Below are 20,932 nucleotides of genomic sequence, written 5' to 3'. Positions count from 1 at the left end.
CGTCGGGATGCCCAGACCGGGCCTTCCTGGGGCTGCTGCAAGCGCAGCGAGCCGGGCGCGGCGAGCGGAAGGCGATGTCACAGGGCGCAGGCCGCCCGATGCGGCCGGACAGGTCATCAACGTAGAAATAGGCAGGTTTCACGCAAGAACGAGCCTGTACGCACGGGCGCTCGATTTCTAACATTCTCTTCAGGCTCAGGGGCGGTGCTTTTCACGGAAAGCGCGGCGCTCGGAGCCGGCCGCCAGGCATCTTGCCGGGGGCCGCAAGCACGCAAGCAAGCACGCAAGCAAGGGAAGAAAATCGCATGAACTCCGAAAAAATCTGGCTGGTGACGGGCGCATCCACGGGCTTGGGCCTGGTGTTGGTGAAGATGCTGCTGGGCCAAGGTCACAAGGTGGCGGCAACGTCGCGCGATGGCGATGCGTTGTTGGATGCGGTCGGGGCCAAGCTTGAGGGCCAGTTCCTGCCGTTGACCGTGGATCTGGCCAACGATCGCAATGTGCGCCGCGCGGTGGACGCGACGGTGGCCGCGTTTGGCCGCGTTGATGTGGTGGTGAACAATGCGCGGGCGGCCTGCCCGGGGTCGTTGGCCGAGCTGTCCGATGCGCAGGTGCGGGCCGCCTTCGACATCAACGTCTTCGGCACGCTGAACGTGATACGCGCCGTGCTGCCGCGCATGCGGGCGCAGGCAGGCGGCCACATTATCAACGTGTCGTCGATTCTGGGCTTTGATGGTGGCCATGCCGAATGGGGCGCATACAGCGCGGCGAAGTTCGCGGTATGTGGCCTGACCGAGGCGCTGGCCGCCGAGGCTGCCGCGTGGGGCGTGCGCGTGTCGCTGGTGTACCCGGGCGCGATGCGGGCGGGCTCGCCGCAAGACGGCGGCGGTTCGCCGGAACGTGCCGCGCGTGGGGCGCACGCGCAAGAGGGTGGCGACGTGGCCAAGGCCGCGCAGGCGCTGATCCAGGCGGCGCACGCGCAATACGCGCCGCTGCACCTGTTCCTGGGCCGCGACGCCTTCGATCAGGCGCGCGGCAAGATCCAGTCGGTGCAGCAGGAATTGGCGCGATGGCGCGAGATGTCGGTGTCCATCGGCTTTGTCGACGAACGGCGTCTGGCCGCATGAGCGCTGCGGCGGCAAGGCGGATTTGATTGCCCGCCCGTTCGCGTACCCGTCATCCGCCCCAGCCGCGCGCAACCTGCCAGGCGCCCAGCACGGCAAGGCTGATCATGAAGCACAGCTTGAACATCCGCGCCGACAGCTTGTTGCGCAGCCACTGCCCCAGCGCCATGCCCGCCAGCGCGGGCAACAGCATCATTACCGACGACCCGGCCGCGTTCGGGCTGTAGCCGCCGTTGATCCACAGGCCAAGCGCCAACGCCACGGTGGACACCGTGAAAGAGATGCCCATGGCCTGGATCAGCCCGTCCTTGCCCAGGTTCAACGCTTGCAGGAACGGCACGGCCGGGATGACGAACACGCCGGTAGCCGCCGTGATGACGCCGGTCACCGCGCCCACCAACGCGCCCAGCGCGTGCTCGTGGCGGCGTGGCACGCTGGGCGGCGTGCCGAACAGGCCCCACGCGGCATAGGCGATCAGCGCCAGTCCCAGGGCGACGCCGGCCCACTGCCCGGTGGGCGCGCCCAGCCACAGCGAGCCGGCCACTGTACCCACGCAGATGCCGACCTGCATGGCGCCGATGCGGCGCAAGCTGTGCGGCAGTGTGGGCCAGGGGCGCGCTTGCCAGAGATTGGTGACCAGCGACGGCACGATCAGCAAGGCGGCCGCCTGCGCGGGCGCCATCACCAATGCCAGCATCGCCATCGAAATGGTGGGCAGGCCCAAGCCCACGACGCCCTTCACCACGCCGGCCAGGACGAACACCGCGATGACGGCGGTCAGCATCGCCGGGGTGCCGCCGGGCACCAGATCGGCGGGGGTCATGGCGTTACTCCGTTGGCGTCCAGGCTATGGCTGGTCCTATGCCTGTGGCTATGGCTATGGCTATGACTGTGGCTATGACTGTGGCTATGGCTATGGCCATGGCCATGGCCATGGCTGGCCCTGATGCCCAGCCTCCGATCAGCCGAAAAAAGACGCGCGGGCGGGGACGCTGGAACGAGGCGATTGATAAGGCGGGAAGTCATGGTGTAACGGTCGGCATTGGAGTCGAAGGCAGCGTAAGTGGCGCAGGTAAGCAGGCTTCGATTTTGCGCCGCCACGTACCGCCACGCGATCGGGAAATTGCATAGCCTTCCTATGGCTGCACCATAGGCAGTGCGTGCTACGCTGCCCGAATGCGATTCGACCTGACCGACCTTCGTCTATTCCTGAACGTATACGAAACCGGCTCCATTACCGCCGGCGCGCAGCGTACGCATATGACGCTGGCGTCGGCCAGCGAGCGCATTCGTGGCATGGAAGGCACGTTGGGCGTCGCCCTGTTGCTGCGCGCGCATCGCGGGGTCGAGTCCACGCCCGCCGGACGCACGCTGGCGCATCACGCGCGTGTCGTGCTGGGGCAAATCGACCGCATGCGGGGCGAACTTGACCACTACGGCCAGGGCCTGAAAGGGCACGTGCGCGTGCTGTGCAACACCACGGCGCTTACCGAGCACCTGCCGCCGGTACTGGGCGATTTTCTGCGCGACCATCCGCGTGTCTCGGTGGACCTGCAAGAACGCACCAGCGTGGAAATTGCCGATGCGCTGCGCGCGGGCGCTTGCGACATCGGCGTGCTGGCCGATTCGGCTGACTTGCAGGGCCTGCACACGCGCGTCTTCCGCCACGATCCGCTGACCCTGGTGGTGCCGCGCGGCCATGCGCTGGCGAACCGGCGTTCGGTCACGCTGGCCGAGGTGGCTGACGCGGATTTCGTGGGGCTGATTGAAGGCAGCGCGCTGCAAGAACATTTGGCGCATCACGCGCGCCGTGGCGGCAAGATGCTGTCGTACCGCGTGCGCCTGCGCGGCGTTGACGACGTGTGCAAGATGGTGGGGCGGGGCGTGGGCATTGCCATCGTGCCGCGGGCCGCCGCCGTGCGCCTGGGCAGGACGGCCGGCGTGCAACGCGTGGCGCTGGCGGACGACTGGGCCACGCGCGATCTGGTGCTGTGCGTGCGCGACACCCTGCCGGCATACGCGGATGCGCTGGTGTCCTACGCGTTGCGCAACGCGCCCGTCAAGACCCCGCCAGCGGGCGAGCCTTTGGCAGATGGCCGCGCTGAAACCACGAGCCTGACGCGATCGCGACCAGGATGATCAGCCCGTACAGGCACATTGCCACGGCCGCCACCAGGAAGAAAACCGTCAGTGACCCCGTCAGGTGCAGGGCGATGCCGCCCGCGCCCACGGCGGTGACCAGGCGCAGGCAACCGGCCAACAGCGGCCACTTCAACCGGCCCGCGCCCTGCGAGGCAAAGTACATCGAAAACCCCAACGCAAAGAATCCATACACCGGCCCGACCGTTTGCAGGTAAAGGGCGCCGGCTTGCAGCATGTGGTCTTCGGCGCCGAACAATCGCAGCCAGGCTTCCGGGAAAAACGCCGCTGCCAGGCCGATGGATTCGGCCAGCACGAAAGCCATCGCGCCGCCCGTCAACGCGATGCGCACGGCGCGCTCGGGCTGCCCCGCGCCGATGTTGGAGGCCACCATCGCCACCATGGGCGCGCCCAGCCCGAACGCGATGGGCATCAGCAGGTATTCCAGCCGCACGGCAATGCCGTAGCCGGCCACCGCCGCCGTGCCGGCATAGGCGCCGACCAACGCGGCAATCAGCGCTACCTGGGCGTTTGTCAGCAGCGGATTCAACGTGGCCAGTGCGCCCACGTTAAGAATGCTGCGCATCAGGGACAGGTGCAGTCGGCTGATGACCAGCCGCGCGGGGTTGCGGCCGCTGGCGCAGTAGACGCCCAGGATCAGCGCGCCCACGCCGTAGTAGATGACCAGCGCCCAGCCGCCACCCGCCACGCCCAGCGCGGGAAACGGCCCCCAGCCGAAGATCAGGCAGGGCGACAAGGGCACCAGCAACAGCGCGCCGCCGCAGATCACCGCGCCGGGCACCAGCATGTTGCCGGTGCCGCGTATGACGCTGGCAAAGGCGTTCATCAACCACATCAGGATGATGCCGCCAAAGATGACATTGGAGTACGCCAGCGCCGCGTCCAGCGCTTCGCCCTGCGCGCCCAGTGCGCGATACAGTTGCGGGCCGAAGACCAACAGCAGTACACAGAACAGCAGACCCAGCAACGCGTTCAGCACGACGGCGTGCAGCACCAACTGGTTGGCCTCTTCCTGGCGCCCTGCGCCCAGCGCGCGCGCCACGGCGGCCGAGATGCCGCCGCCCATCGCGCCTTGCGACATGTTGCCCATCAGGAACAGCACCGGCACGACCAGCGCCACGCCCGCCAGCACCGATGTGCCCAGCCGCGCCAGGAACCAGGTTTCGATCAGGCCGGTGGCGGACTGGGCCGACATCATCAGGATATTCGGCCAGGCCAGGCGGGCCAGCGTGGGGGCAATGGGCGCATGAAGCATCGCTTGCAAGCGCGCGTTGGCAGGGCGTGGCGGGGGAGTCGCTGACATGGTTGGCGGCTGGAAGGGGGGCGATGGCTAGGGCGGAGTAGGGGGCGAAAGGGGCGAAAGGGGGCGCTGCAAAGGCACGACGGAGGACACGGTAAAAGGCGCTACGAAAGGCACGGCAAAGGCACTACGAAAGGCACGGCAAAGGCACTACGAAAGACACGCCAAAGGCGCTACGAAGACACGGCAAAGGCACTACGAAAGACACGCCAAAGGCGCTACGAAGACACGGCAAAGGCGCTGCCTCGGCGTGTCACGAGGTGGGATAAAATTTACGTGCATATGCCAATATCTGTCAACAATGCGCTGGACGCCGGCCGTTCCCGGCAGTAGCGTATTGAGCTTGCCCGATCCACTTTGCCTGCCCGTTTGCCACGCACATGTCCGACGCTGAACCCGCCACGTCCGGCCCAACCTCCGGCCCGACCCCCGGCGCTGCCCCGGGCCAGACCCCCGGCCAGACCCCCGGCCAGACCTCCGGCCCGATCCCCGACCCGCTCGTCTGCAACGGCGCCGCCTTGCGCAAGGCGACCCGGCGCGTCTCGCAGCTGTATGACACGGTGCTGGCGCCTTGCGGTTTGAAGGTGTCGCAGCATTCCATCCTGGTGCACATCGCCCGTGCCGGCACCCCGTCCATGACCGACCTGGCGCGCGCGCTGGTGCTGGACCGGTCCGCGCTGGCGCACAACCTGAAACCGCTGGAGCGCGACGGCTATGTGGAAACCTCGCGCGACGAACGCGATGGCCGCAGCCGCCGGGTGGCGCTGACCGACGCGGGCCGGGCCAAGCTGGCGGAATCCAAACGCTTGTGGAAGGATGCGCAGCGCCGTTTTGAAGCGGCCTACGGCACCGAACGCGCGGCCGCATTGCGGCATGCCTTGGCGGATATTTTTTCCGAGGACTTCGCCCTGGCCTTCAGCCGGGGCTAGCGCGCGCGGCCACCGCCTGCCACAGCACGCCGGCCAGCACACAGCCCATGCCCAACGCTTGCGCCGCCGTCACCGTTTCGCCCAGTACCGTTGCCGCCAGCAGCACGGCGCACGTCGGCGCCAACGCAGTGAACAACGCCGCTTCCGCGCCGCGCACGCGCGCCGCGCCCGCATACCAAAGCAGGAAGCCGCCCACCGTGGGGACCAGCGCGTAGTAGCCCACGGCCATCATCGCGCTGCTTGAAAAGGTAAGCGACCACGGGGCTTCGGTCACGCTGGCCAGCGCCGAAAACGCCAGTCCAAACCCGGCCATCACCGTCGACAGCGCCAGCGGCGGCACGGGCACGTGCAAGCGTTTGTTCAGCAGGATGAACAGCCCTTCGCACACGACCGCGCCCAGAATCAGGGCGTTGCCGGTCCATGACGCGGGCGTGTCCGCGCTACCACCGCCCCGCGCCATCAGCGCGACGCCCGCAGCGGCCACGGCAATCGCGCCCAATGTTGCCTTGCCCGGCCGCTCGCCCAGCAGCAGCATCGCGATGCCCGCGGACACCAGCGGCAGCGTGCCCAGGATGATGCCGCCGTCCACCGCCGACGCGCGCTGCAAGCCGGCGATCAGCAATGTCGTGTAGCCCACGCTGCCGGCAATGGCTTGTGCGGCCAGCAGCATCCAGTCGCGTCGGCCCAGGCGCGGCACGCGGGCGCCGGTGCCGGCCATCAACACCGCAAAGCACGGCAGCGCCAGGGCAAAGCGCAAGGCGGTGGCGGTAAAAGGCGGCATGCCGGCGCCGATGATCTTGCTGGCCACAACCGTGCTGCCCACCAGCACCATGGCCGCCGCCAGAAAGCCATAGCCTTGGAACCTGTCCCTTGCGTTCATTGCCCCGTCCTTGCTGAAGAAAACCGCAGCATGGGCCGACGCGCGCAGGCGGTCTTGAACGAAATTGCAGGGCTGGGTCAGTAGGAGGGCGGTATCGGCGGCAGAGGTCTGCTTTGAACGAGCGTGCATTGCCGCATCGGGCAGCAGTGCCCCGCCCCGAGCAGGATTGCGCCACCGCATCGCGCGGCAGGGGCCGCCCTGAGCAAGATTGCGCCGCCGCCTCGCGCGGCAGTGGCCGCCCTTGAATCCAATTTCATTGAATGAAACGCCACTGCCGCCTCAGGCGGCGCGGGCCGCTGATGCGTAATGGCCGGGCGACACGCCGTAGGCGCGCGCGAACAGCCGCGTCATGTGGCTTTGATCGGCAAAGCCGCTGGCGGCGGCGACGTCGGCCAGCGTCATGCCGCGCCGGATCAGCTGCCGCGCCAACAGCAGCCGACGTTGTATCTGATAGGCGTGCGGCGTCATGCCGGTGGCGCGTGTGAAGGCGCGCAGCGCTTGATAGCGGCTGAGTCCGCTGGCGGCGGCAAGGTCGGCCAACGACAGCACGGCGGCGGGGGTGTCGTCGATCAGGCCCTGCGCATGGCGGATGCAAGCGGGAACACCCGCGCGCGCATCCGGCGCCAAATCGGGCGCGCGCTCGCCGTGCGCCTGCATCAGGATGCGCAGCAATAACGCGTCGCTAGCCAGCGGGGCAGGGCTGCCGATGGCGTGCGCGTACAAGCGCAACACGTCGCGGGCAAGGTGGGGCTGGTCGCGTGCCGGGTAGACGAATTCGTACGCGGCGGCCAAGCCGCCGGCTTCGGCAAGCTGGCCGGCGGCGTCCATCACCACGTCCGGGTCCAGGTACAGCATCTGCCAGGCGCGCGGCGTGTCTCCGATGGGCGCGCCGTCGTGCACTTCGCCGGGGTTGACGGTAATGACGTGGCCCGGGCCGGCCGTGACTTGGCCCCGGCCGCTGTGGGACACCTGCGCGCCCTGGCGCATCACGCCGATACCGAACTGATCATGCGTATGCCGCGCGAACGCATGGCGGCTGCGCGCGGCAACGGCCTGCACGCCGGCAAGCACGCTGCGCTGCATCTGGAATTGACCGGAAGGCATGGACGGATAGGGCGGGGCTGGGCGCGTGGCGGTGGCCCAGTATCGCTTGCCGATCCCGACGCGATCAAGCCTATTGCAAGCCGTTCCAGCGCGCCACCGACGGCTCGGCCGCCGCCCATTTCCACTGGCCGTTTTGCTGGCGGCAGATCAGGCTGGTGTAGGCGGGGGCGGGCGCGTCTTCCTGCTCGACCGTGAACAGCACTTCGCGGCAGCGGGTCAGTGGCGTGGCGATATCGCGCACCACCTGGATGCCGCCGTTCTCGTTTCCCACGGGCAGCGCATGCCGGATCTGCCAGTGGCGGATCTGGCCGATCGGCAGGTCGCCCGCCGCGTTGGCCATCACGTTCTGTTGATCGTTCTTCCATTCGCGCAGCACGTATTTCACCGTGGCGTCCACGGCGGCCTGCACGGTTACGCCGATGGCGTAGCCCGCAACCGGGTTGGCCGTGGCCGCGCCGCTGACTGTGCCGACCACGGCGCCCGTGGCCCCGCCGATTGACGAGCTCTGGCAGCCGGACAACAGGGCGCCGGCCATCAGCGCCAACACACAAACACGCCGGATCACTGCAACGACCCCCAACGCGCCGTGGCCGGCTCGGCGCTGGCCCAGCGCCACTGCGCGCCGTCGCGGCAGATGGTGGTGACGTAGAACTCGCGCGCGAGTTCGTCCTCGGCCTTGTTGGAGGGCTTGTGGGTGGCCTTGTTGGCGGCCTTGTTGGTGGCCTTATCGGCGGATTGGTCGGGGGATTTATCGGCAGGCTTATCGGCTGGCGTGTCGATAGAAAACACGACTTCCTTGCACTGCAGCCCGACGCCGCCGATCAAGCGGCTGACGGCAACCTGCCCCTGCGCGTCGCTTTCGATGGGGATCTGGTGCTTGACGCGCCACGGGCCCACGGCGCCTACATCCAGCGCGCCGGCCGCTGTGGCGATGGCGTCTTGCTCTTCGCCGCGCGTCTTGCGCTGCGCGTAGGCCAGGGCCGCTTTCGCCCCGGCCTGTACGCCCAGGCCGATGCCGGTGGCCACGGTGGCGTTGTCGGTAACTTTGTTGGCAATGGCCGTGCCCGCGATACCGGCGGCCGCGCCGGTGCCTTCGTTAAGCATCGAATTGCAGCCGGACAGCGCGGCGGATGCGGCAAGGCCAATCAAGGCAAGGGCAAACGCGCGGCGCGGCGCGTGTGAGGGCGGGGTGGGGAACAAGCGGCGGCCTCCTGCATGAATCTTGGCGCCGCAAGTATAGGATCGGGGTGGCCGCGCACGGGCCAACGTTTGCATTGGTTGACAATTTTGTCGACAAACGCCCGCTTCAAGGCCTCCCGTCAATTCCCCGGCCGCGCGCCCTTGGTGTAGACCTCGCGCAGCTTTGATGCGAACAGCGCGTCCACGTTGCGCCGCAGGCCATCGGCCCGCGTGAACAGCGAGATCGGCGGCAGCGTCCAGTCAAACGAATACGGCACGATGGCCGCGCCCGCGATCCGCACCAATTCGTCGGCGATATCGGCCGGCAGGATCGACACGGCGCGGTCGCTGGCCACAATCATTTCGCCGATCAGCTTGGACGAATCGCTTTGCACCGATGGCGGCGGCGGCGCCACCCCCGCACGCAGGAAAATCTCCGCCACCTGGTCCCGGATGGGGCTGCCCGGCGTGCCCAGAATCCAGTCCAGGTCGGCCAACCGCTCCCATTCCAGCCGCGACCGCCCCAGCCGCGCCGCCAGGCGCCGGCTGGCGATCAGGCGGGGCTGCTGGTGGTACAGCACTTCAAAATCGATATTGCTCAGGTCGACCGACGGCGTGGCCCAGCCCACCACCACATCCAGCGTGTGGTCGCGCAGCTGGCGCAGCAGCGCGGGGCCCTGGCCTTCGTGGATGGTTGCGGTAATGCGCCGGCCTTGCGGCAAGGTGCGGCCAATGGCCGCCGACAGCATCTGGCCCGACACAAACGGAATGACGCCGATGTGCAGATGGGCGGCATGGCCCGCCGCCACCGCTTCCATTTCCTGCACCAGATGGCCCAGGTCGTGAACCAGCCCACGCGCCCGCGCCAGCACCACGGCGCCCAGCGGCGTGGGCGTCATGCCGCGCACCGAGCGGTCGAACAGCGGCACGTCGAACATGCTTTCCAGTTCAGCCAGCGCGTTGGTCACGGCGGGCTGGCTGGTGGCCATGTGTTCGGCCACGCGGGTCAGCGATCCGTGCTGCTCGATCTGTAACAGCAGCATCAGGTGGCGCATCTTCAGCCGCGAGGTCAGTTTCCGGATTACCGCATCCGGGTCAAAGGCCGTCATAGACACGTCATAAGGTAAAGATAATGGGACGATATTAAATCCGAATCAACACCTTATGTCTGCGCGCCTAGAATTTTTCCCATATTCACGTCACCCTTTTATTTCGCCACACGAGGCTACCGCCGCATGAATTCGCCCTCCGACCGCCAGGCAGCATTGGACTATCACGAGTTTCCCACCCCGGGAAAGATTTCAGTGGTGGCGTCCAAGCCGCTCGTCAACCAACGCGATCTGGCGTTGGCGTACTCGCCGGGCGTTGCCTCTGCCTGTGAAGAAATCGTGGCCGACCCGGCCAACGTCTACCGCTACACCGCGCGCGGCAACCTGGTGGGCGTGATCACCAACGGCACAGCCGTGCTGGGCCTGGGCAACATCGGCGCGCTGGCCTCCAAGCCCGTCATGGAAGGCAAGGCGGTGCTGTTCAAGAAGTTTGCCGGCCTGGATGTGTTCGACATCGAAATCAATGAAACCGATCCGGACAAGCTGGTCGAGATCATTGCCGGGCTGGAGGCCACTTTCGGCGGCATCAACCTGGAAGACATCAAGGCGCCGGAATGCTTCACCGTCGAGCGCAAGCTGCGCGAGCGCATGAAGATTCCCGTGTTCCACGACGACCAGCACGGCACCGCCATCACGGTATCGGCCGCGTTCATCAACGGCTTGAAGGTCGTGGGCAAGGACATCAAGAAGGTCAAGGTCGTGACCTCGGGCGCGGGCGCTGCTGCCCTGGCGTGCCTGGATTTGATGGTGGACCTGGGCCTGCCGCTGGAAAATATCTGGGTCACCGACATTGAAGGCGTGGTCTACGAAGGCCGTGTCGAACTCATGGACCCGGACAAGGCGCGTTTCGCGCAAAAGACCGATGCCCGCAAGCTGGCTGAAGTGATTCAGGACGCCGACGTGTTCCTGGGCCTGTCCGCCGGCGGCGTGCTCAAGCCCGAAATGGTTGCGGCCATGGGCACGCGCCCGCTGATCCTGGCGCTGGCCAACCCCACGCCGGAAATCCTGCCGGAAGTGGCGCATGGTGTGCGTGACGACGTGGTCATGGCCACCGGCCGTTCCGACTACCCGAACCAGGTCAACAACGTCCTGTGCTTCCCGTACATTTTCCGGGGCGCGCTGGACGTGGGCGCCACCACCATTACCCGTGAAATGGAAATGGCCGCCGTGTACGCCATTGCCCAGTTGGCGGAAGAAGAGCAGAACGAAGTCGTTGCGGCCGCCTATGGCACCTACGACATCTCGTTCGGCCCGGAATACCTGATCCCCAAGCCGTTCGACCCGCGTTTGATCGTGCGCATCGCGCCGGCCGTGGCCAAGGCAGCGATGGACGGCGGCGTTGCCACGCGTCCGCTGGCCGACCTGGAAGCCTACGAAGAACAGTTGCAGCAGTTCGTGTACCACTCGGGCGCGTTCATGAAGCCGCTGTTCTCGGCCGCCAAGCGCATCGTGCGCGGCGGCGGCAAGGCGCGCATCGTGTTCACCGAAGGTGAAGACGAACGCGTGCTGCGCGCGGTGCAGGTCGTGGTTGACGAAGGCCTGGCCCGTCCGATTCTGGTGGGCCGCCCCGCCGTGCTGCTGTCGCGCATCGAGAAATTCGGCCTGCGCCTGCGCCTGGGCGAAGACGTTGAAGTGACCAACCCTGAATACGACGAACGCTTCCATCAGTACTGGACGACGTACTGGGAACTGATGTGCCGGCGCGGTATCACCAAGGAAATGGCGCGCGTGGAAATGCGCCGCCGCCTGACCTTGATCGGCGCAATGATGGTGCACCTGGGCGATGCCGACGGCATGGTCTGCGGCACGGTGGGCGCCTACCACGACCACCTGCGTTTTGTGGACGAAGTGATCGGCCGCCGTCCGGGCGCCAACGTGTATGCCGCGATGAACATCCTGCTGCTCAACGAGCGCACGGTGGTGTTGGTGGACACGCATGTCAACGATGAGCCCACGGCCGAGCAGATCGCCGAGTTCACGGTGATGGCGGCGCAGGAAATGGCCCGCATGAATCTGGCGCCCAAGGTGGCGCTGCTGTCGCGGTCGAATTTCGGCACGGGCAGTTCCGCGTCGGGCGCCAAGATGCGCCGCGCGCTGGAGCTGGTGCGCGACGCCGCGCCCGAGATCGAAATCGACGGCGAAATGCACGGCGATTGCGCGCTGGACGAAGCGCTGCGCATGCGCATCCTGCCGTCGTCCACGCTGAAAGGTGAAGCCAACCTGCTGGTGTGCCCGAACGTGGATTCCGGCAACATCGCCTACAACCTGCTCAAGACGGCCGCGGGCGGCAACGTGGCGGTCGGCCCGATCCTGTTGGGCGCGAACGCTCCGGTGCACATCCTGACGTCCAGCTCCACGGTGCGCCGCATCATCAACATGACGGCAATGACCGTGCTGGACGCCAACCGCGTCGAAACGTCGGCCTGAGGCGCAGGCGTTTCGCGCGTGGCTGCAATCAACGCCATCGTCAACGCCGTCAATCAACGCTAGCGACCATTGCCGGCAACCAACGCCAGCAACCAACGCCAGCAACCAATGCCAGCAACCGACGCCCCGACCCCCCGCCTTACGCGCGGCGGCTCGGGGCGTTTTTTTTCATGCCTTCAACGGCGCGCCGGCACCTGCCGGACGTCACCCCGAAGGCAAGCTGGCCGCCACCCCCAACGCTACCCCGCGCTACCCCCACGCCAAGGCTCAAGGCAGATGTGGCAGCAGCCGCTGCGGCAGCGAATAGTTGTCGATATGGTCGCGGAACGCCGCAATGAACAGGTCTTCGGCCGCGCTGCGGTGCGCGTCCCCGTGCCAAAGCAGATGCAGGTCCGCCGCGCACACGCCTTCGCCCGGCGGCAGCCGCCACAAGCGGCCCTCGGCAAGATCGGCCTGCACGCTGTGTTCCGGCAGGCAGCCAATGCCAAAGCCCGCCACCAGCAGACGCTTGACCTCGTCATGCTGTGACGACGTTGCAATGATGCTGCCCGAGAACCCGCGCTGGTCACGAAAGATCGTCAGCGGAGACAGGCTGTCGCCCAGGGCGTCGCTGGCGAACGAGACAAAATTCTCGTTCAGCAGATCTTCCATGCGGATGTCCGCGCGCCCGAACAGCGGATGGTGTTTGCCGCAGAACATCGCGTAGCGCTGTTGCAGGAACAGTTTGTGGTCCAGCCGCTTGGGAATCTGTCGGCATAGCGCGATGCCCGCCGTCGCGCCCCGCTGCTGCAACACGTTCACGATTTCGCTGCTGGGCAACACGTCCAGCTGAACTTCTATGCGCGGGTGCGCCCGATGAAAGCGCACCCAGAAATCGTCATACACCGCCGAATGAATGCGGCTGGCCACCAGCAGATGGATGCGGCCCACGGTTTGTTCCTCGGCCTGCGCCACGTCGCTGACCAGTTGCGACACGTTGCCGTGAATGGCCAGCGCAGCTTGGCGCACCTCTTCGCCGGCCCGCGTGATGGCAAATTTGGAGTGATGCCGTTCGATCAGGCGGCGATCCAGCTGCTGTTCCAGCCGGCGCAACGCCTGGCTGACCGCTGACTGCGTCAGGTGCAGTTTGATAGCAGCACCGCTAATGCTGCGCTCTTGCGCGATGACCAGAAAAGTCCGCAGCAGGTTCCAGTCCAGGCGATCGCCCACGCGCGTAATCGTCGTGGGAAGAATCGATTTATCTTTCATAACACATTGATCGGTAACGATTTGGTGGGGCGCGGTGGAGGCGAAGGCGCAATGCCCGGACATGATATCCGAACATTAATCCTGCTTAAGTCAATGATAAGAAATCAGAAATTGACCGCTCCCACGGGCGCGGGCGATAAAGCCGCCATCAAATCCAAAAAATCCCAAGGAGAAATCATGTCGGCCCCCGCCCATCCATCCGCCGCCAGGCAACCGGTGCGCGCCGCCGCCGCGGCTTTCATCGGCACCACCATCGAGTGGTACGACTTCTACATCTACGCCACCGCCGCCGCGCTGGTGTTCGGCAAGGTGTTCTTTCCCACCGCCGACCCGTTCGTCAGCACGATGGCGTCCTTTGGCACCTTCGCGGCGGGCTTTCTGGCGCGGCCGCTGGGCGGGCTGGTGTTCGGCCACCTGGGCGACCGCGTCGGCCGCAAGAACGCGCTGATGGCCACGCTGGTCATCATGGGCGTGGCAACCGTGGGCATCGGCCTGCTGCCCAGCTACACGCAGGCCGGCATGCTCGCGCCCGCGCTGCTGTTGGTGTTGCGCCTGGCGCAGGGCCTGGCGGTGGGCGGCGAGTGGGGCGGCGCGGTGTTGATGGCAGGCGAACACGCCTCGCAACGGCGGCGCACCTTCGCGGCATCCTTCGCGCAGCTGGGTAGCCCGGCAGGCTTGATCCTGTCGCTGGTGGCGTTCCGCCTGATCACGACGCTGGACGAGGCCGACTTCCTGGCCTGGGGCTGGCGCATCCCGTTCCTGGTCAGCGCCGTGCTGCTGGTAGTGGGTTACTTCATCCGTATCGGGGTCAGCGAATCGCCCGACTTCGCCAAGGTGCTGGCGAAGCAGGAAACGTCCGAAGTGCCCGCGCGCGAAGTGCTGCGCACTGCGTGGCGCACCGTGCTGCTGTGCATGGGCGTGTGCACCGTCGCCATCGGCGGCATCTATTTCACCAACACGTTCATGCTGGCCTACACCACGCAAACGCTGGGCCTGGACCGCGCGATGATCCTGGACTGCCTGTTCGCCGTCGCCATCATCCAGCTGATCGTGCAGCCGCTGGCCGCCTGGTTCGCCGAATCGCTGGGCACGTCGCGCGTGCTGATGATCGCGGCGGCGTGTTCGGTGTTGGCGCCGTACCCGATGTTCATGCTGGTCAGCCAGGCCACGCCGCTCAGCATCGTGGCCGGCATCGCCATCGTGCTGGTGTTCATGGCAACCATCTATTCGGCAATGGCCGGCTTCATCAGCGCGGCCTTCGAGACCCATGTGCGTTATTCGGGAATCTCGCTGTCGTACCAATTGTGCGGGGCCGTTGCCGGCGGGTTCACGCCGTTGATCGGCACCTGGCTGTCGCACCAATATCCCGGCCAGTGGCTGCCGCTGGCGCTGTTCTATTCCGCGCTGTCGGCCATTACGCTCGTGTCGATTTGGGGCTTGGCCAACCACCAGCCGCGCCGCGCGGCCAGCGCTCGCACCGTCACGCCGGCCGCGTAGGCCGGGCGCTCAACATTCCTCTTCAAGGAGACTTCATGGACACCACCCAAGCCCCCGCCGCGTTGACGGCCGAACAGACGCGCCGCATTCTGCAGGCGGTCGATGACCGCTTTGATGCGCAACTGGCCTTCACGCAGGAGCTGGTGCGCTTTCCGTCCTTGCGCGAGCAAGAGCACACGGCACAGGACTTCCTGTACGAGGCGATGCGCCAACGCGGCTTTGCGATGGACCGCTGGAAGATCGACGTCAAGGACATCGAATCGCATCCGGGCTTCGGGCCCGTCACCGTCTCGTACGAAAACGCCTTCAACGTGGTCGGCACCTACCGGCCCGACGTGCAGACGGGCCGCTCGCTGATCTTGAACGGCCACGTGGACGTGGTGCCCACGGGCCCGCAGGACATGTGGAGCCGATCCCCTTGGGACCCGGCCATCATCGACGGCTGGATGTACGGACGCGGCGCCGCCGACATGAAGGCCGGCCTGGCCGCCAACCTGTTCGCCTACGACGCCCTGCGCGCGGCCGGCTACGCACCCGCGGCGCCGATCTACTTCCAGTCCGTGGTGGAAGAGGAATGCACGGGCAACGGCGCGCTGGCTGCGTTATTGCGCGGCTACAAGGCCGACGCCGTCATCATCCCCGAGCCCGAAGAAAACATGCTGGTGCGCGCCAACGTGGGCGTGTTGTGGTTCAAGGTCCGCGTGCAAGGCCACCCCACCCATACGCGCGAAATGGCCAACGGCTTCAACGCCATCGACGCCGCCTACGCCACTATCGAAGCGCTGCGCAAGCTGGAAACCAAGTGGAACGGGCAGCATCATTGCCACCGCCATTTTGAACACCTGGACCACCCCATCAACTTCAACATCGGCAAGATCGAAGGCGGCGACTGGCCATCCACCGTGCCGCCCTGGTGCGAATTCGACGTGCGCGCCGCCATCTACCCCGGCACGACGGCGGACGAAGCCCGCGCCGAAATCGACGCCTGCCTGCGCGACGCCGTGTCCGACCCCCGCCTGGGCGGAACACCGCCAGCCGTCACCTACACCGGCTTCTACGCCGAAGGCTACGTGCTGGAAGAAGGCTCCGACGCGGAAAACACCCTGCGCGAATGCCACCGCCAGGCCTTCCAAAGCGAGCTGCAAAGCTTCACCACGCCCGGCTACCTGGACGCCCGCGTTTTCGTCATCTACGGCGACATGCCCACCCTGGTCTACGGCCCCAAGTCCCTGGACATCCACGGCTTCGACGAACGCGTGCACCTGGAATCGGTACGCCTTATCACCAAGACCATCGCGCTGTTCATTGCGCAATGGTGTGGGGTGCGGGAGTGAGGTAACGCGCACTCACGTCGCGTGCTCCTCAGCGTGGCACGAATGAAAATGGCCCCGGTGGGGCCATTTTCTTGGGCAAGCGCTCGCATCAACTCCGCATCAAGTACTGCTGGCCTTCCAGGTGCCGTCCGGTTGCTTGCAGAACCAGAATTGCCATTTCTCGGTGGTGCTGCTGCGGGCGAAGTCGGCGACCAGGAAGCGGCAGACGCGGTCGTCCTTGATCTTGCTGGTTTGCGTGGGCGTCAGTTGTACGGTGATTGGCGCGGCGCGCTTGGGCTGGGTCTTGCTGGTCCATTCGGTGCGCTGGCCGTCGGCCGATTGGTTCAGCGCCTGGGCGACGGCTTCGTGGAACGAGGTGCGGTCGCCGTTGGGAATCTGCGTGATGAGAGAATTATTCAGCATCACCGGCGGTGCGGCGACGGCGGCTGCCGACATGCCGCTTGCGATGAGCAAGGCGGCGAGAACGCGGGTGTATCTCAAGATAGGCTCCCTGTCTGATGAGTCAGATTTTCTTGCTGGCACTGGAGCCGATAGTACGCGAACGCGTTGCGTTTGCCACGCACGTTGCCGCGCAAAAAAAGGCCGCCTGGTTCAAGGCGGCCAAGGTACAACAGGGAGGGGGTAATCGTGGTCAGGCGTGGTCAGGCGTTGTCAGCCAGATCAGTTGCCGTGGTAGACGCCGGCGAAGGGCATGTCGTTGGGCTCAACGTTGGAGACCAGGCCGGCAGCCTTGGCGGTAGCCAGTTCGGCTTGGACGTCGGCGCGGGTCTTGCCCGATTGCGGGGCACCGTAAACGCCCTGGAAGGGCACGTTGTTCGGTTCCACGTTGGTCACCAGGCCAGCGGATTTGGCGGCGGCCAGTTCGGCCTGCACTTGCGCGCGGGTCGGGCCTTCGTACTGCGTGCCGTAAACGCCTTGGAACGGCACGTTGTTGGGTTCGATGTTTTGCGATGCGTAGGCGCCGGCGCTCAGGGCGGCAAAGGACAACATCAATGCGGTAGCTAGGGTCTTCTTCATGGTAAATCTCCGATTTCAAGAGCCTTGGGTGCGAATCAGGCGGCCTATCCGTCGTGGTTCGTTGCTGTTTCCCGATGACTGAATTCTGCGCCGATCCCGGGTAGGGATAAACCCGGATATCCGTAAAAGATATTTCCATCAATGGAAGAATATCGTTCGATTTTCCGATTTATTCCATTTATGGAAGCCATAGCGTCCCCCCAGGCGTCTTAGAGGAGCCCGCATGGAACAGGTCCGGCTTACCGGTGTACGAGCCACGCTCTTGATCACGCTGTACGCCAAGGCAGCGGAAAGCCGCCTGCCTGGATCGTTGTTGCAGGACCGGTACGCGGCCGAGGCCGTGGCGCGTATCGACCATGATTTCGCCGCGCTGCGCATGAGCCGCGACGCCATGATCGGGCTGTCCATGCGCGCGTACACGCTGGATGCCTGGGTGCGGGAATTCCTGGCCGCACACCCGGACGCCACGGTGCTGCATCTGGGATGCGGGCTGGACAGCCGGGTATTTCGGGTGGACCCGTCACCCGGCGTAGGGTGGTTCGATGTGGATTACCCCGATGTGATCGCGCTGCGGCGCGCCGTCTATCCCGACCGGCCAGGCTGCGAATTGCTGGGTACGTCGTTGGCCGAACTGGATTGGCTGGCGCGCATTCCCACGGACAAGCCGACGCTGGTGGTGGCCGAAGGGCTGCTGCTGTATTTGCACGAAGCGCAGGTACTGAACTTGCTGCGGGTGATCACCACGCAGTTTCCCTCGGGCGAGATCGTGTTCGACGCCTACTCACGGCTGGGGCTGGCGCTGGCCTCGCGCAACCCCATGTTCCGCGCGACCGGCGCGCCGATGCGGTGGAACTTGGAGGACGCGCAGGTGCTCGAAGCGCAGGTGCCGGGTCTGCGATTGCGCACCGAACAGTGGGTGTACGAAGAGGCCGGCGCGCAATGGGCGCGGTTCAGCGGGCCTGCACGCGTGGGCGTGTGGCTGATGCGGCGTGTGCCGCTGCTGCGCAAGCTGGGCAGGTTGCTGCGTTACGGTTACTGAGGCGAGCAGGGGCGTGCAGGGCGTGCAGGGCGTGCAGGGGCGCGAAGGCGCGCAAAGGCGTCCAGCAGTACCGGTCAGTAGTGCGGCGGTAGTTCGTCGCGCAGGCTGCGAAAGGGCGCGGCGCCTTCAGGGGCTTGTTGGCGCAGGTCGGCCACCTCGCGCTGCAGGCGCTCTATTTGCTGTTGTTGGCGGACGATAATCTGGTTCAGTTGTTCCAACAGATCATCCGCAAAGCTGGACTTGATTTCCAGCTCTTGCAGGCGGCGTTCTATGTCTTGCATGGGTTCCATGGCGGCTATTAGACCCTTTCCTGCCGCGGATTTCCAACGGAACACGGGATCTTTCAGGCTTTTATACAGGGAGACATCGGTGACGGACCAGGCGGGGCGTTGCACATGGCGGCAAGCAAAAGGCGCTACGCGCGGGCACGGGCAGCGCGGGCTGCGGCGGGGCTTGCAGTGGCTGATGCAGGGCTCGCTGGTGGCGGGCATGGTCAACACCGCCTGGGGACAGACGGTGGACGTGACCCTGGCGCCGGTGGTCGTGACAGGCACACGCCTGGGCACGTCCGTGCTGGACACGCCGGCGTCGGTGGATGTGGTCGACGGCGCGGTGATGCGCCAGCGCCAACCCGGCATCAACCTGTCGGAAGGGCTGGCGGGCGTGCCCGGTCTGCAAATCCAGAACCGCCAGAATTATGCCCAGGACTTGCAGATATCCAGTCGAGGCTTCGGCGCGCGGTCCACGTTTGGCGTGCGCGGCGTGCGCCTTTACGTAGACGGGATCCCGGCCACGATGCCCGATGGCCAAGGGCAGACGTCCAACATCGACATCGCGTCGCTGGCCCGTGTTGAAGTCATGCGCGGGCCGTTCTCGGCGTTGTACGGCAATTCGTCGGGCGGGGTGATCCAGGCGTACACCGAAGATGGCGCGGCGCCGCCGTCCCTGTCGGCCAATGGGTGGGGGGCCAGCTTTGGCACATGGCGTTATGGCGCATTGGCCAGCGGGGTCACTGGCGGGGGCGAGGGCGAGGGCGACGGCGTGGGCGCCCTGGACTACGTGGTGAGCGTCAGCCGCTTCACCACCGATGGCTATCGCGACCACAGCGCGGCGCGGAAAAACCTGGCCAACGCCAAGCTGGGCTTGCAGCTGGACGACGCCAGCCGGCTGACCATCGTGCTGAACAGCGTCGACCTGAAAGCACAGGACCCCTTGGGCCTGACCTGGCAGCAGTTTCAGGATGACCCCCGCGCCGCGCCCTTGGCCGAGCAGTACGACACCCGGAAAACGGTGCGCCAGACCCAGGGCGGCGTGGTCTACGAGCGGCAGGTGGACGGACGCAATACGTTGCGCGTGATGGCGTATTACGGCCAACGCGACACGAGGCAGTACCAGTCAATTCCCCCCGCCGTACAACTGGCGCCCACGCAGGCGGGCGGCGTCATCGACCTGGCTCGCGAATACGGCGGCGCGGACGTGCGCTGGACGTCCGAGCTTGATGTCGGCGGCCGGGCGCTGACCTTGGTTGGCGGCTTTGCCTACGATGCCATGCAGGAAGACCGCAAGGGCTATCAGAACTTCACCGGCTCGGTAGCCAACCCGACCCTGGGCGTGCAAGGCGCGTTGCGGCGCAACGAAACCAACACCGTGTACAACGCCGACCCCTATGTGCAGGCGTCGTGGAAGGTGGCGCCGCGCTGGACCCTGGACGCGGGCCTGCGCTACAGCACGGTCAGCTTCGATTCCAACGACCACTACCTTGCTGCCGGCAATGGCGACGACAGCGGCGACGCGCGCTATCGCAAGGCCCTGCCCATGGCGGCGGTGCGTTATGCAGCCAGTGACGATGTCAGCCTGTACGCGTCTTACGGGCGCGGATTTGAAACGCCCACGCTGAACGAAATCTCGTACCGCCCCGGTGGCCAGCCCGGCTTGAACTTCGGCTTGGCGCCGTCGCTTAGCACCAACCTGGAGGCGGGCGTGAAGGCGCGCGTGGCAGGCGGCCTGGCGACCGCCGCGGTGTTTCACACGGGCACGGAAGACGAGATCGTGTCGGCTGGCAGCAGCGGCGGGCGCACCAGCTATCAGAATGCGGGCCGCACACGGCGCGACGGCGTGGAACTGGGTTGGTCCGGCGAACATGCGCCGCACTGGCGCACGCAGCTGGCCTATACCTGGCTGAACGCGCGTTACGCCGACGACGGCACGGGCGGCATCCGCGCGGGCAACAAGATACCGGGCATCGCGCGGCAAGCCTTGTTTGCGTCCTTGGCGTGGGCGCCGCCGCAAGGCTGGCAGGCGTCGGTGGAAGGGCGCGTGTTAAGCAAGATCTACGTGAACGACGCCAATGATCAGGACGCGCCAGGCTATTTCGTTGCCGCCATCAGCGCGGGCTACGTGAAGAAAATCAACGCCTGGGAACTGAATGCCTACGCGCGTGTGGACAACCTGTTCGACAAAAAGTACGTCGGGTCGGTGATCGTCAACGAAAGCAACGGCCGCTATTACGAGCCGGCCGCCGGGCGCAGCGTGGGCATGGGGCTCGGCGCAACGTATCGCTTCTGACGATGCCGCGCAGCCGTGGC

The 20,932-nt window shown here is 66.1% G+C and carries 20 protein-coding genes; 10 read left to right on the top strand and 10 right to left on the bottom strand.

Features of this window, described 5'->3' with window-relative positions:
* The first annotated feature begins 305 nt into the window (after window positions 1-305).
* Window positions 306-1,127: an SDR family oxidoreductase gene (locus DVB37_RS22380; RefSeq protein ID WP_046806756.1), complete on the top strand. Its 822-nt coding sequence runs from the start codon at window positions 306-308 to the stop codon at window positions 1,125-1,127.
* A 49-nt stretch (window positions 1,128-1,176) separates the two neighbouring features.
* Here DVB37_RS22380 and DVB37_RS22375 read toward each other — a convergent pair whose 3' ends face one another.
* Entirely contained in the window at window positions 1,177-1,947 is a 771-nt protein-coding gene (locus tag DVB37_RS22375) for a sulfite exporter TauE/SafE family protein (RefSeq protein ID WP_120156804.1), read from the bottom strand.
* On the opposite strand from DVB37_RS22375, the gene DVB37_RS28855 reads away from it, so the two are divergent.
* Window positions 1,946-2,071 carry a hypothetical protein gene (locus tag DVB37_RS28855; protein WP_256373724.1) on the top strand — a complete coding sequence of 42 codons (126 nt, stop codon included), beginning with the start codon at window positions 1,946-1,948 and terminating at the stop codon, window positions 2,069-2,071. The two genes, DVB37_RS22375 and DVB37_RS28855, sit on opposite strands and share 2 nt — an antisense overlap.
* Before the next feature lie 229 nt (window positions 2,072-2,300).
* Window positions 2,301-3,263 (top strand): LysR substrate-binding domain-containing protein, encoded by a 963-nt coding sequence (locus DVB37_RS22365; RefSeq protein ID WP_120156803.1) that lies wholly within the window; start codon window positions 2,301-2,303, stop codon window positions 3,261-3,263.
* Here DVB37_RS22365 and DVB37_RS22360 read toward each other — a convergent pair.
* A complete protein-coding gene (locus DVB37_RS22360; protein WP_162941269.1) occupies window positions 3,184-4,587 on the bottom strand; it encodes an MATE family efflux transporter in 1,404 nt (467 codons plus the stop codon). The two genes, DVB37_RS22365 and DVB37_RS22360, sit on opposite strands and share 80 nt — an antisense overlap.
* A 377-nt stretch (window positions 4,588-4,964) precedes the next feature.
* Between DVB37_RS22360 and DVB37_RS22355 the strand changes: the two genes are divergently transcribed.
* A complete protein-coding gene (locus tag DVB37_RS22355) occupies window positions 4,965-5,513 on the top strand; it encodes a MarR family winged helix-turn-helix transcriptional regulator (RefSeq protein ID WP_371683085.1) in 549 nt (182 codons plus the stop codon).
* On the opposite strand, the gene DVB37_RS22350 is transcribed toward DVB37_RS22355, so the two are convergent.
* The 3 genes from DVB37_RS22350 to DVB37_RS22340 form a co-directional block, all read right to left on the bottom strand.
* Window positions 5,500-6,393, bottom strand: coding sequence for a DMT family transporter (locus DVB37_RS22350; RefSeq protein ID WP_120156801.1), 894 nt, complete (start codon window positions 6,391-6,393; stop codon window positions 5,500-5,502). The two genes, DVB37_RS22355 and DVB37_RS22350, sit on opposite strands and share 14 nt — an antisense overlap.
* 279 nt (window positions 6,394-6,672) lie before the next feature.
* Window positions 6,673-7,497, bottom strand: coding sequence for an AraC family transcriptional regulator (locus tag DVB37_RS22345; RefSeq protein WP_120156800.1), 825 nt, complete (start codon window positions 7,495-7,497; stop codon window positions 6,673-6,675).
* A 70-nt stretch (window positions 7,498-7,567) separates the two neighbouring features.
* Complete coding sequence (locus tag DVB37_RS22340) at window positions 7,568-8,044, bottom strand: hypothetical protein (protein WP_240433959.1); 477 nt, start codon at window positions 8,042-8,044, stop codon at window positions 7,568-7,570.
* A 143-nt stretch (window positions 8,045-8,187) separates the two neighbouring features.
* Between DVB37_RS22340 and DVB37_RS29005 the strand changes: the two genes are divergently transcribed.
* Window positions 8,188-8,679 carry a hypothetical protein gene (locus DVB37_RS29005; RefSeq protein ID WP_371683084.1) on the top strand — a complete coding sequence of 164 codons (492 nt, stop codon included), beginning with the start codon at window positions 8,188-8,190 and terminating at the stop codon, window positions 8,677-8,679.
* 137 nt (window positions 8,680-8,816) lie between these two features.
* Here DVB37_RS29005 and DVB37_RS22330 read toward each other — a convergent pair whose 3' ends face one another.
* Window positions 8,817-9,785 (bottom strand): LysR substrate-binding domain-containing protein, encoded by a 969-nt coding sequence (locus DVB37_RS22330; protein WP_046805149.1) that lies wholly within the window; start codon window positions 9,783-9,785, stop codon window positions 8,817-8,819.
* A gap of 126 nt (window positions 9,786-9,911) precedes the next feature.
* Between DVB37_RS22330 and DVB37_RS22325 the strand changes: the two genes are divergently transcribed.
* Entirely contained in the window at window positions 9,912-12,212 is a 2,301-nt protein-coding gene (locus tag DVB37_RS22325) for an NADP-dependent malic enzyme (protein ID WP_120156798.1), read from the top strand.
* Window positions 12,213-12,479: 267 nt separating this feature from the next.
* On the opposite strand, the gene DVB37_RS22320 is transcribed toward DVB37_RS22325, so the two are convergent.
* Window positions 12,480-13,460 (bottom strand): LysR family transcriptional regulator, encoded by a 981-nt coding sequence (locus DVB37_RS22320; RefSeq protein ID WP_120156797.1) that lies wholly within the window; start codon window positions 13,458-13,460, stop codon window positions 12,480-12,482.
* Between the two features lie 177 nt (window positions 13,461-13,637).
* Here DVB37_RS22320 and DVB37_RS22315 point away from each other — a divergent pair, with 177 nt between their 5' ends.
* Window positions 13,638-14,957, top strand: coding sequence for an MFS transporter (locus DVB37_RS22315; protein ID WP_120157603.1), 1,320 nt, complete (start codon window positions 13,638-13,640; stop codon window positions 14,955-14,957).
* Between the two features lie 35 nt (window positions 14,958-14,992).
* Window positions 14,993-16,291: an ArgE/DapE family deacylase gene (locus tag DVB37_RS22310; protein ID WP_046805156.1), complete on the top strand. Its 1,299-nt coding sequence runs from the start codon at window positions 14,993-14,995 to the stop codon at window positions 16,289-16,291.
* 99 nt (window positions 16,292-16,390) lie between these two features.
* Here the strand turns inward: DVB37_RS22310 and DVB37_RS22305 are convergent, their stop codons facing one another.
* On the bottom strand, window positions 16,391-16,771 hold the full coding sequence (locus tag DVB37_RS22305) for a hypothetical protein (protein WP_052946030.1): 381 nt from the start codon (window positions 16,769-16,771) through the stop codon (window positions 16,391-16,393).
* 180 nt (window positions 16,772-16,951) lie between these two features.
* Window positions 16,952-17,308, bottom strand: coding sequence for a DUF4148 domain-containing protein (locus tag DVB37_RS22300; RefSeq protein WP_046805157.1), 357 nt, complete (start codon window positions 17,306-17,308; stop codon window positions 16,952-16,954).
* A 223-nt stretch (window positions 17,309-17,531) separates the two neighbouring features.
* Here DVB37_RS22300 and DVB37_RS22295 point away from each other — a divergent pair, with 223 nt between their 5' ends.
* Entirely contained in the window at window positions 17,532-18,347 is an 816-nt protein-coding gene (locus tag DVB37_RS22295; protein ID WP_104145616.1) for a class I SAM-dependent methyltransferase, read from the top strand.
* A 74-nt stretch (window positions 18,348-18,421) separates the two neighbouring features.
* On the opposite strand, the gene DVB37_RS22290 is transcribed toward DVB37_RS22295, so the two are convergent.
* Window positions 18,422-18,637 carry a SlyX family protein gene (locus DVB37_RS22290; RefSeq protein ID WP_120156796.1) on the bottom strand — a complete coding sequence of 72 codons (216 nt, stop codon included), beginning with the start codon at window positions 18,635-18,637 and terminating at the stop codon, window positions 18,422-18,424.
* Between the two features lie 199 nt (window positions 18,638-18,836).
* Between DVB37_RS22290 and DVB37_RS22285 the strand changes: the two genes are divergently transcribed.
* Window positions 18,837-20,912, top strand: coding sequence for a TonB-dependent receptor (locus DVB37_RS22285; RefSeq protein WP_240434174.1), 2,076 nt, complete (start codon window positions 18,837-18,839; stop codon window positions 20,910-20,912).
* The last annotated feature ends 20 nt before the right edge of the window (window positions 20,913-20,932 follow it).

The sequence above is a fragment of the Achromobacter sp. B7 genome, assembly GCF_003600685.1.
Taxonomy (GTDB): domain Bacteria; phylum Pseudomonadota; class Gammaproteobacteria; order Burkholderiales; family Burkholderiaceae_B; genus Achromobacter; species Achromobacter spanius_B.
Note: the sequence above shows the minus strand (reverse complement) of the source record. Positions and strands in the feature narration are given on the sequence as shown.

Coding starts and splice junctions, on each gene's coding strand:
- DVB37_RS22295 (WP_104145616.1), top strand. CDS start 17,532: ATGGAACAGGTCCGGCTTACCGGTGTACGAGCCACGCTCTTGATCACG.
- DVB37_RS22290 (WP_120156796.1), bottom strand. CDS start 18,637: ATGGAACCCATGCAAGACATAGAACGCCGCCTGCAAGAGCTGGAAATC.
- DVB37_RS22375 (WP_120156804.1), bottom strand. CDS start 1,947: ATGACCCCCGCCGATCTGGTGCCCGGCGGCACCCCGGCGATGCTGACC.
- DVB37_RS22360 (WP_162941269.1), bottom strand. CDS start 4,587: ATGTCAGCGACTCCCCCGCCACGCCCTGCCAACGCGCGCTTGCAAGCG.
- DVB37_RS22355 (WP_371683085.1), top strand. CDS start 4,965: ATGTCCGACGCTGAACCCGCCACGTCCGGCCCAACCTCCGGCCCGACC.
- DVB37_RS22325 (WP_120156798.1), top strand. CDS start 9,912: ATGAATTCGCCCTCCGACCGCCAGGCAGCATTGGACTATCACGAGTTT.
- DVB37_RS22320 (WP_120156797.1), bottom strand. CDS start 13,460: ATGAAAGATAAATCGATTCTTCCCACGACGATTACGCGCGTGGGCGAT.
- DVB37_RS22380 (WP_046806756.1), top strand. CDS start 306: ATGAACTCCGAAAAAATCTGGCTGGTGACGGGCGCATCCACGGGCTTG.
- DVB37_RS22300 (WP_046805157.1), bottom strand. CDS start 17,308: ATGAAGAAGACCCTAGCTACCGCATTGATGTTGTCCTTTGCCGCCCTG.
- DVB37_RS22350 (WP_120156801.1), bottom strand. CDS start 6,393: ATGAACGCAAGGGACAGGTTCCAAGGCTATGGCTTTCTGGCGGCGGCC.
- DVB37_RS22310 (WP_046805156.1), top strand. CDS start 14,993: ATGGACACCACCCAAGCCCCCGCCGCGTTGACGGCCGAACAGACGCGC.
- DVB37_RS22365 (WP_120156803.1), top strand. CDS start 2,301: ATGCGATTCGACCTGACCGACCTTCGTCTATTCCTGAACGTATACGAA.
- DVB37_RS22285 (WP_240434174.1), top strand. CDS start 18,837: ATGGTCAACACCGCCTGGGGACAGACGGTGGACGTGACCCTGGCGCCG.
- DVB37_RS22330 (WP_046805149.1), bottom strand. CDS start 9,785: ATGACGGCCTTTGACCCGGATGCGGTAATCCGGAAACTGACCTCGCGG.
- DVB37_RS28855 (WP_256373724.1), top strand. CDS start 1,946: ATGGCGTTACTCCGTTGGCGTCCAGGCTATGGCTGGTCCTATGCCTGT.
- DVB37_RS22345 (WP_120156800.1), bottom strand. CDS start 7,497: ATGCCTTCCGGTCAATTCCAGATGCAGCGCAGCGTGCTTGCCGGCGTG.
- DVB37_RS22315 (WP_120157603.1), top strand. CDS start 13,638: ATGTCGGCCCCCGCCCATCCATCCGCCGCCAGGCAACCGGTGCGCGCC.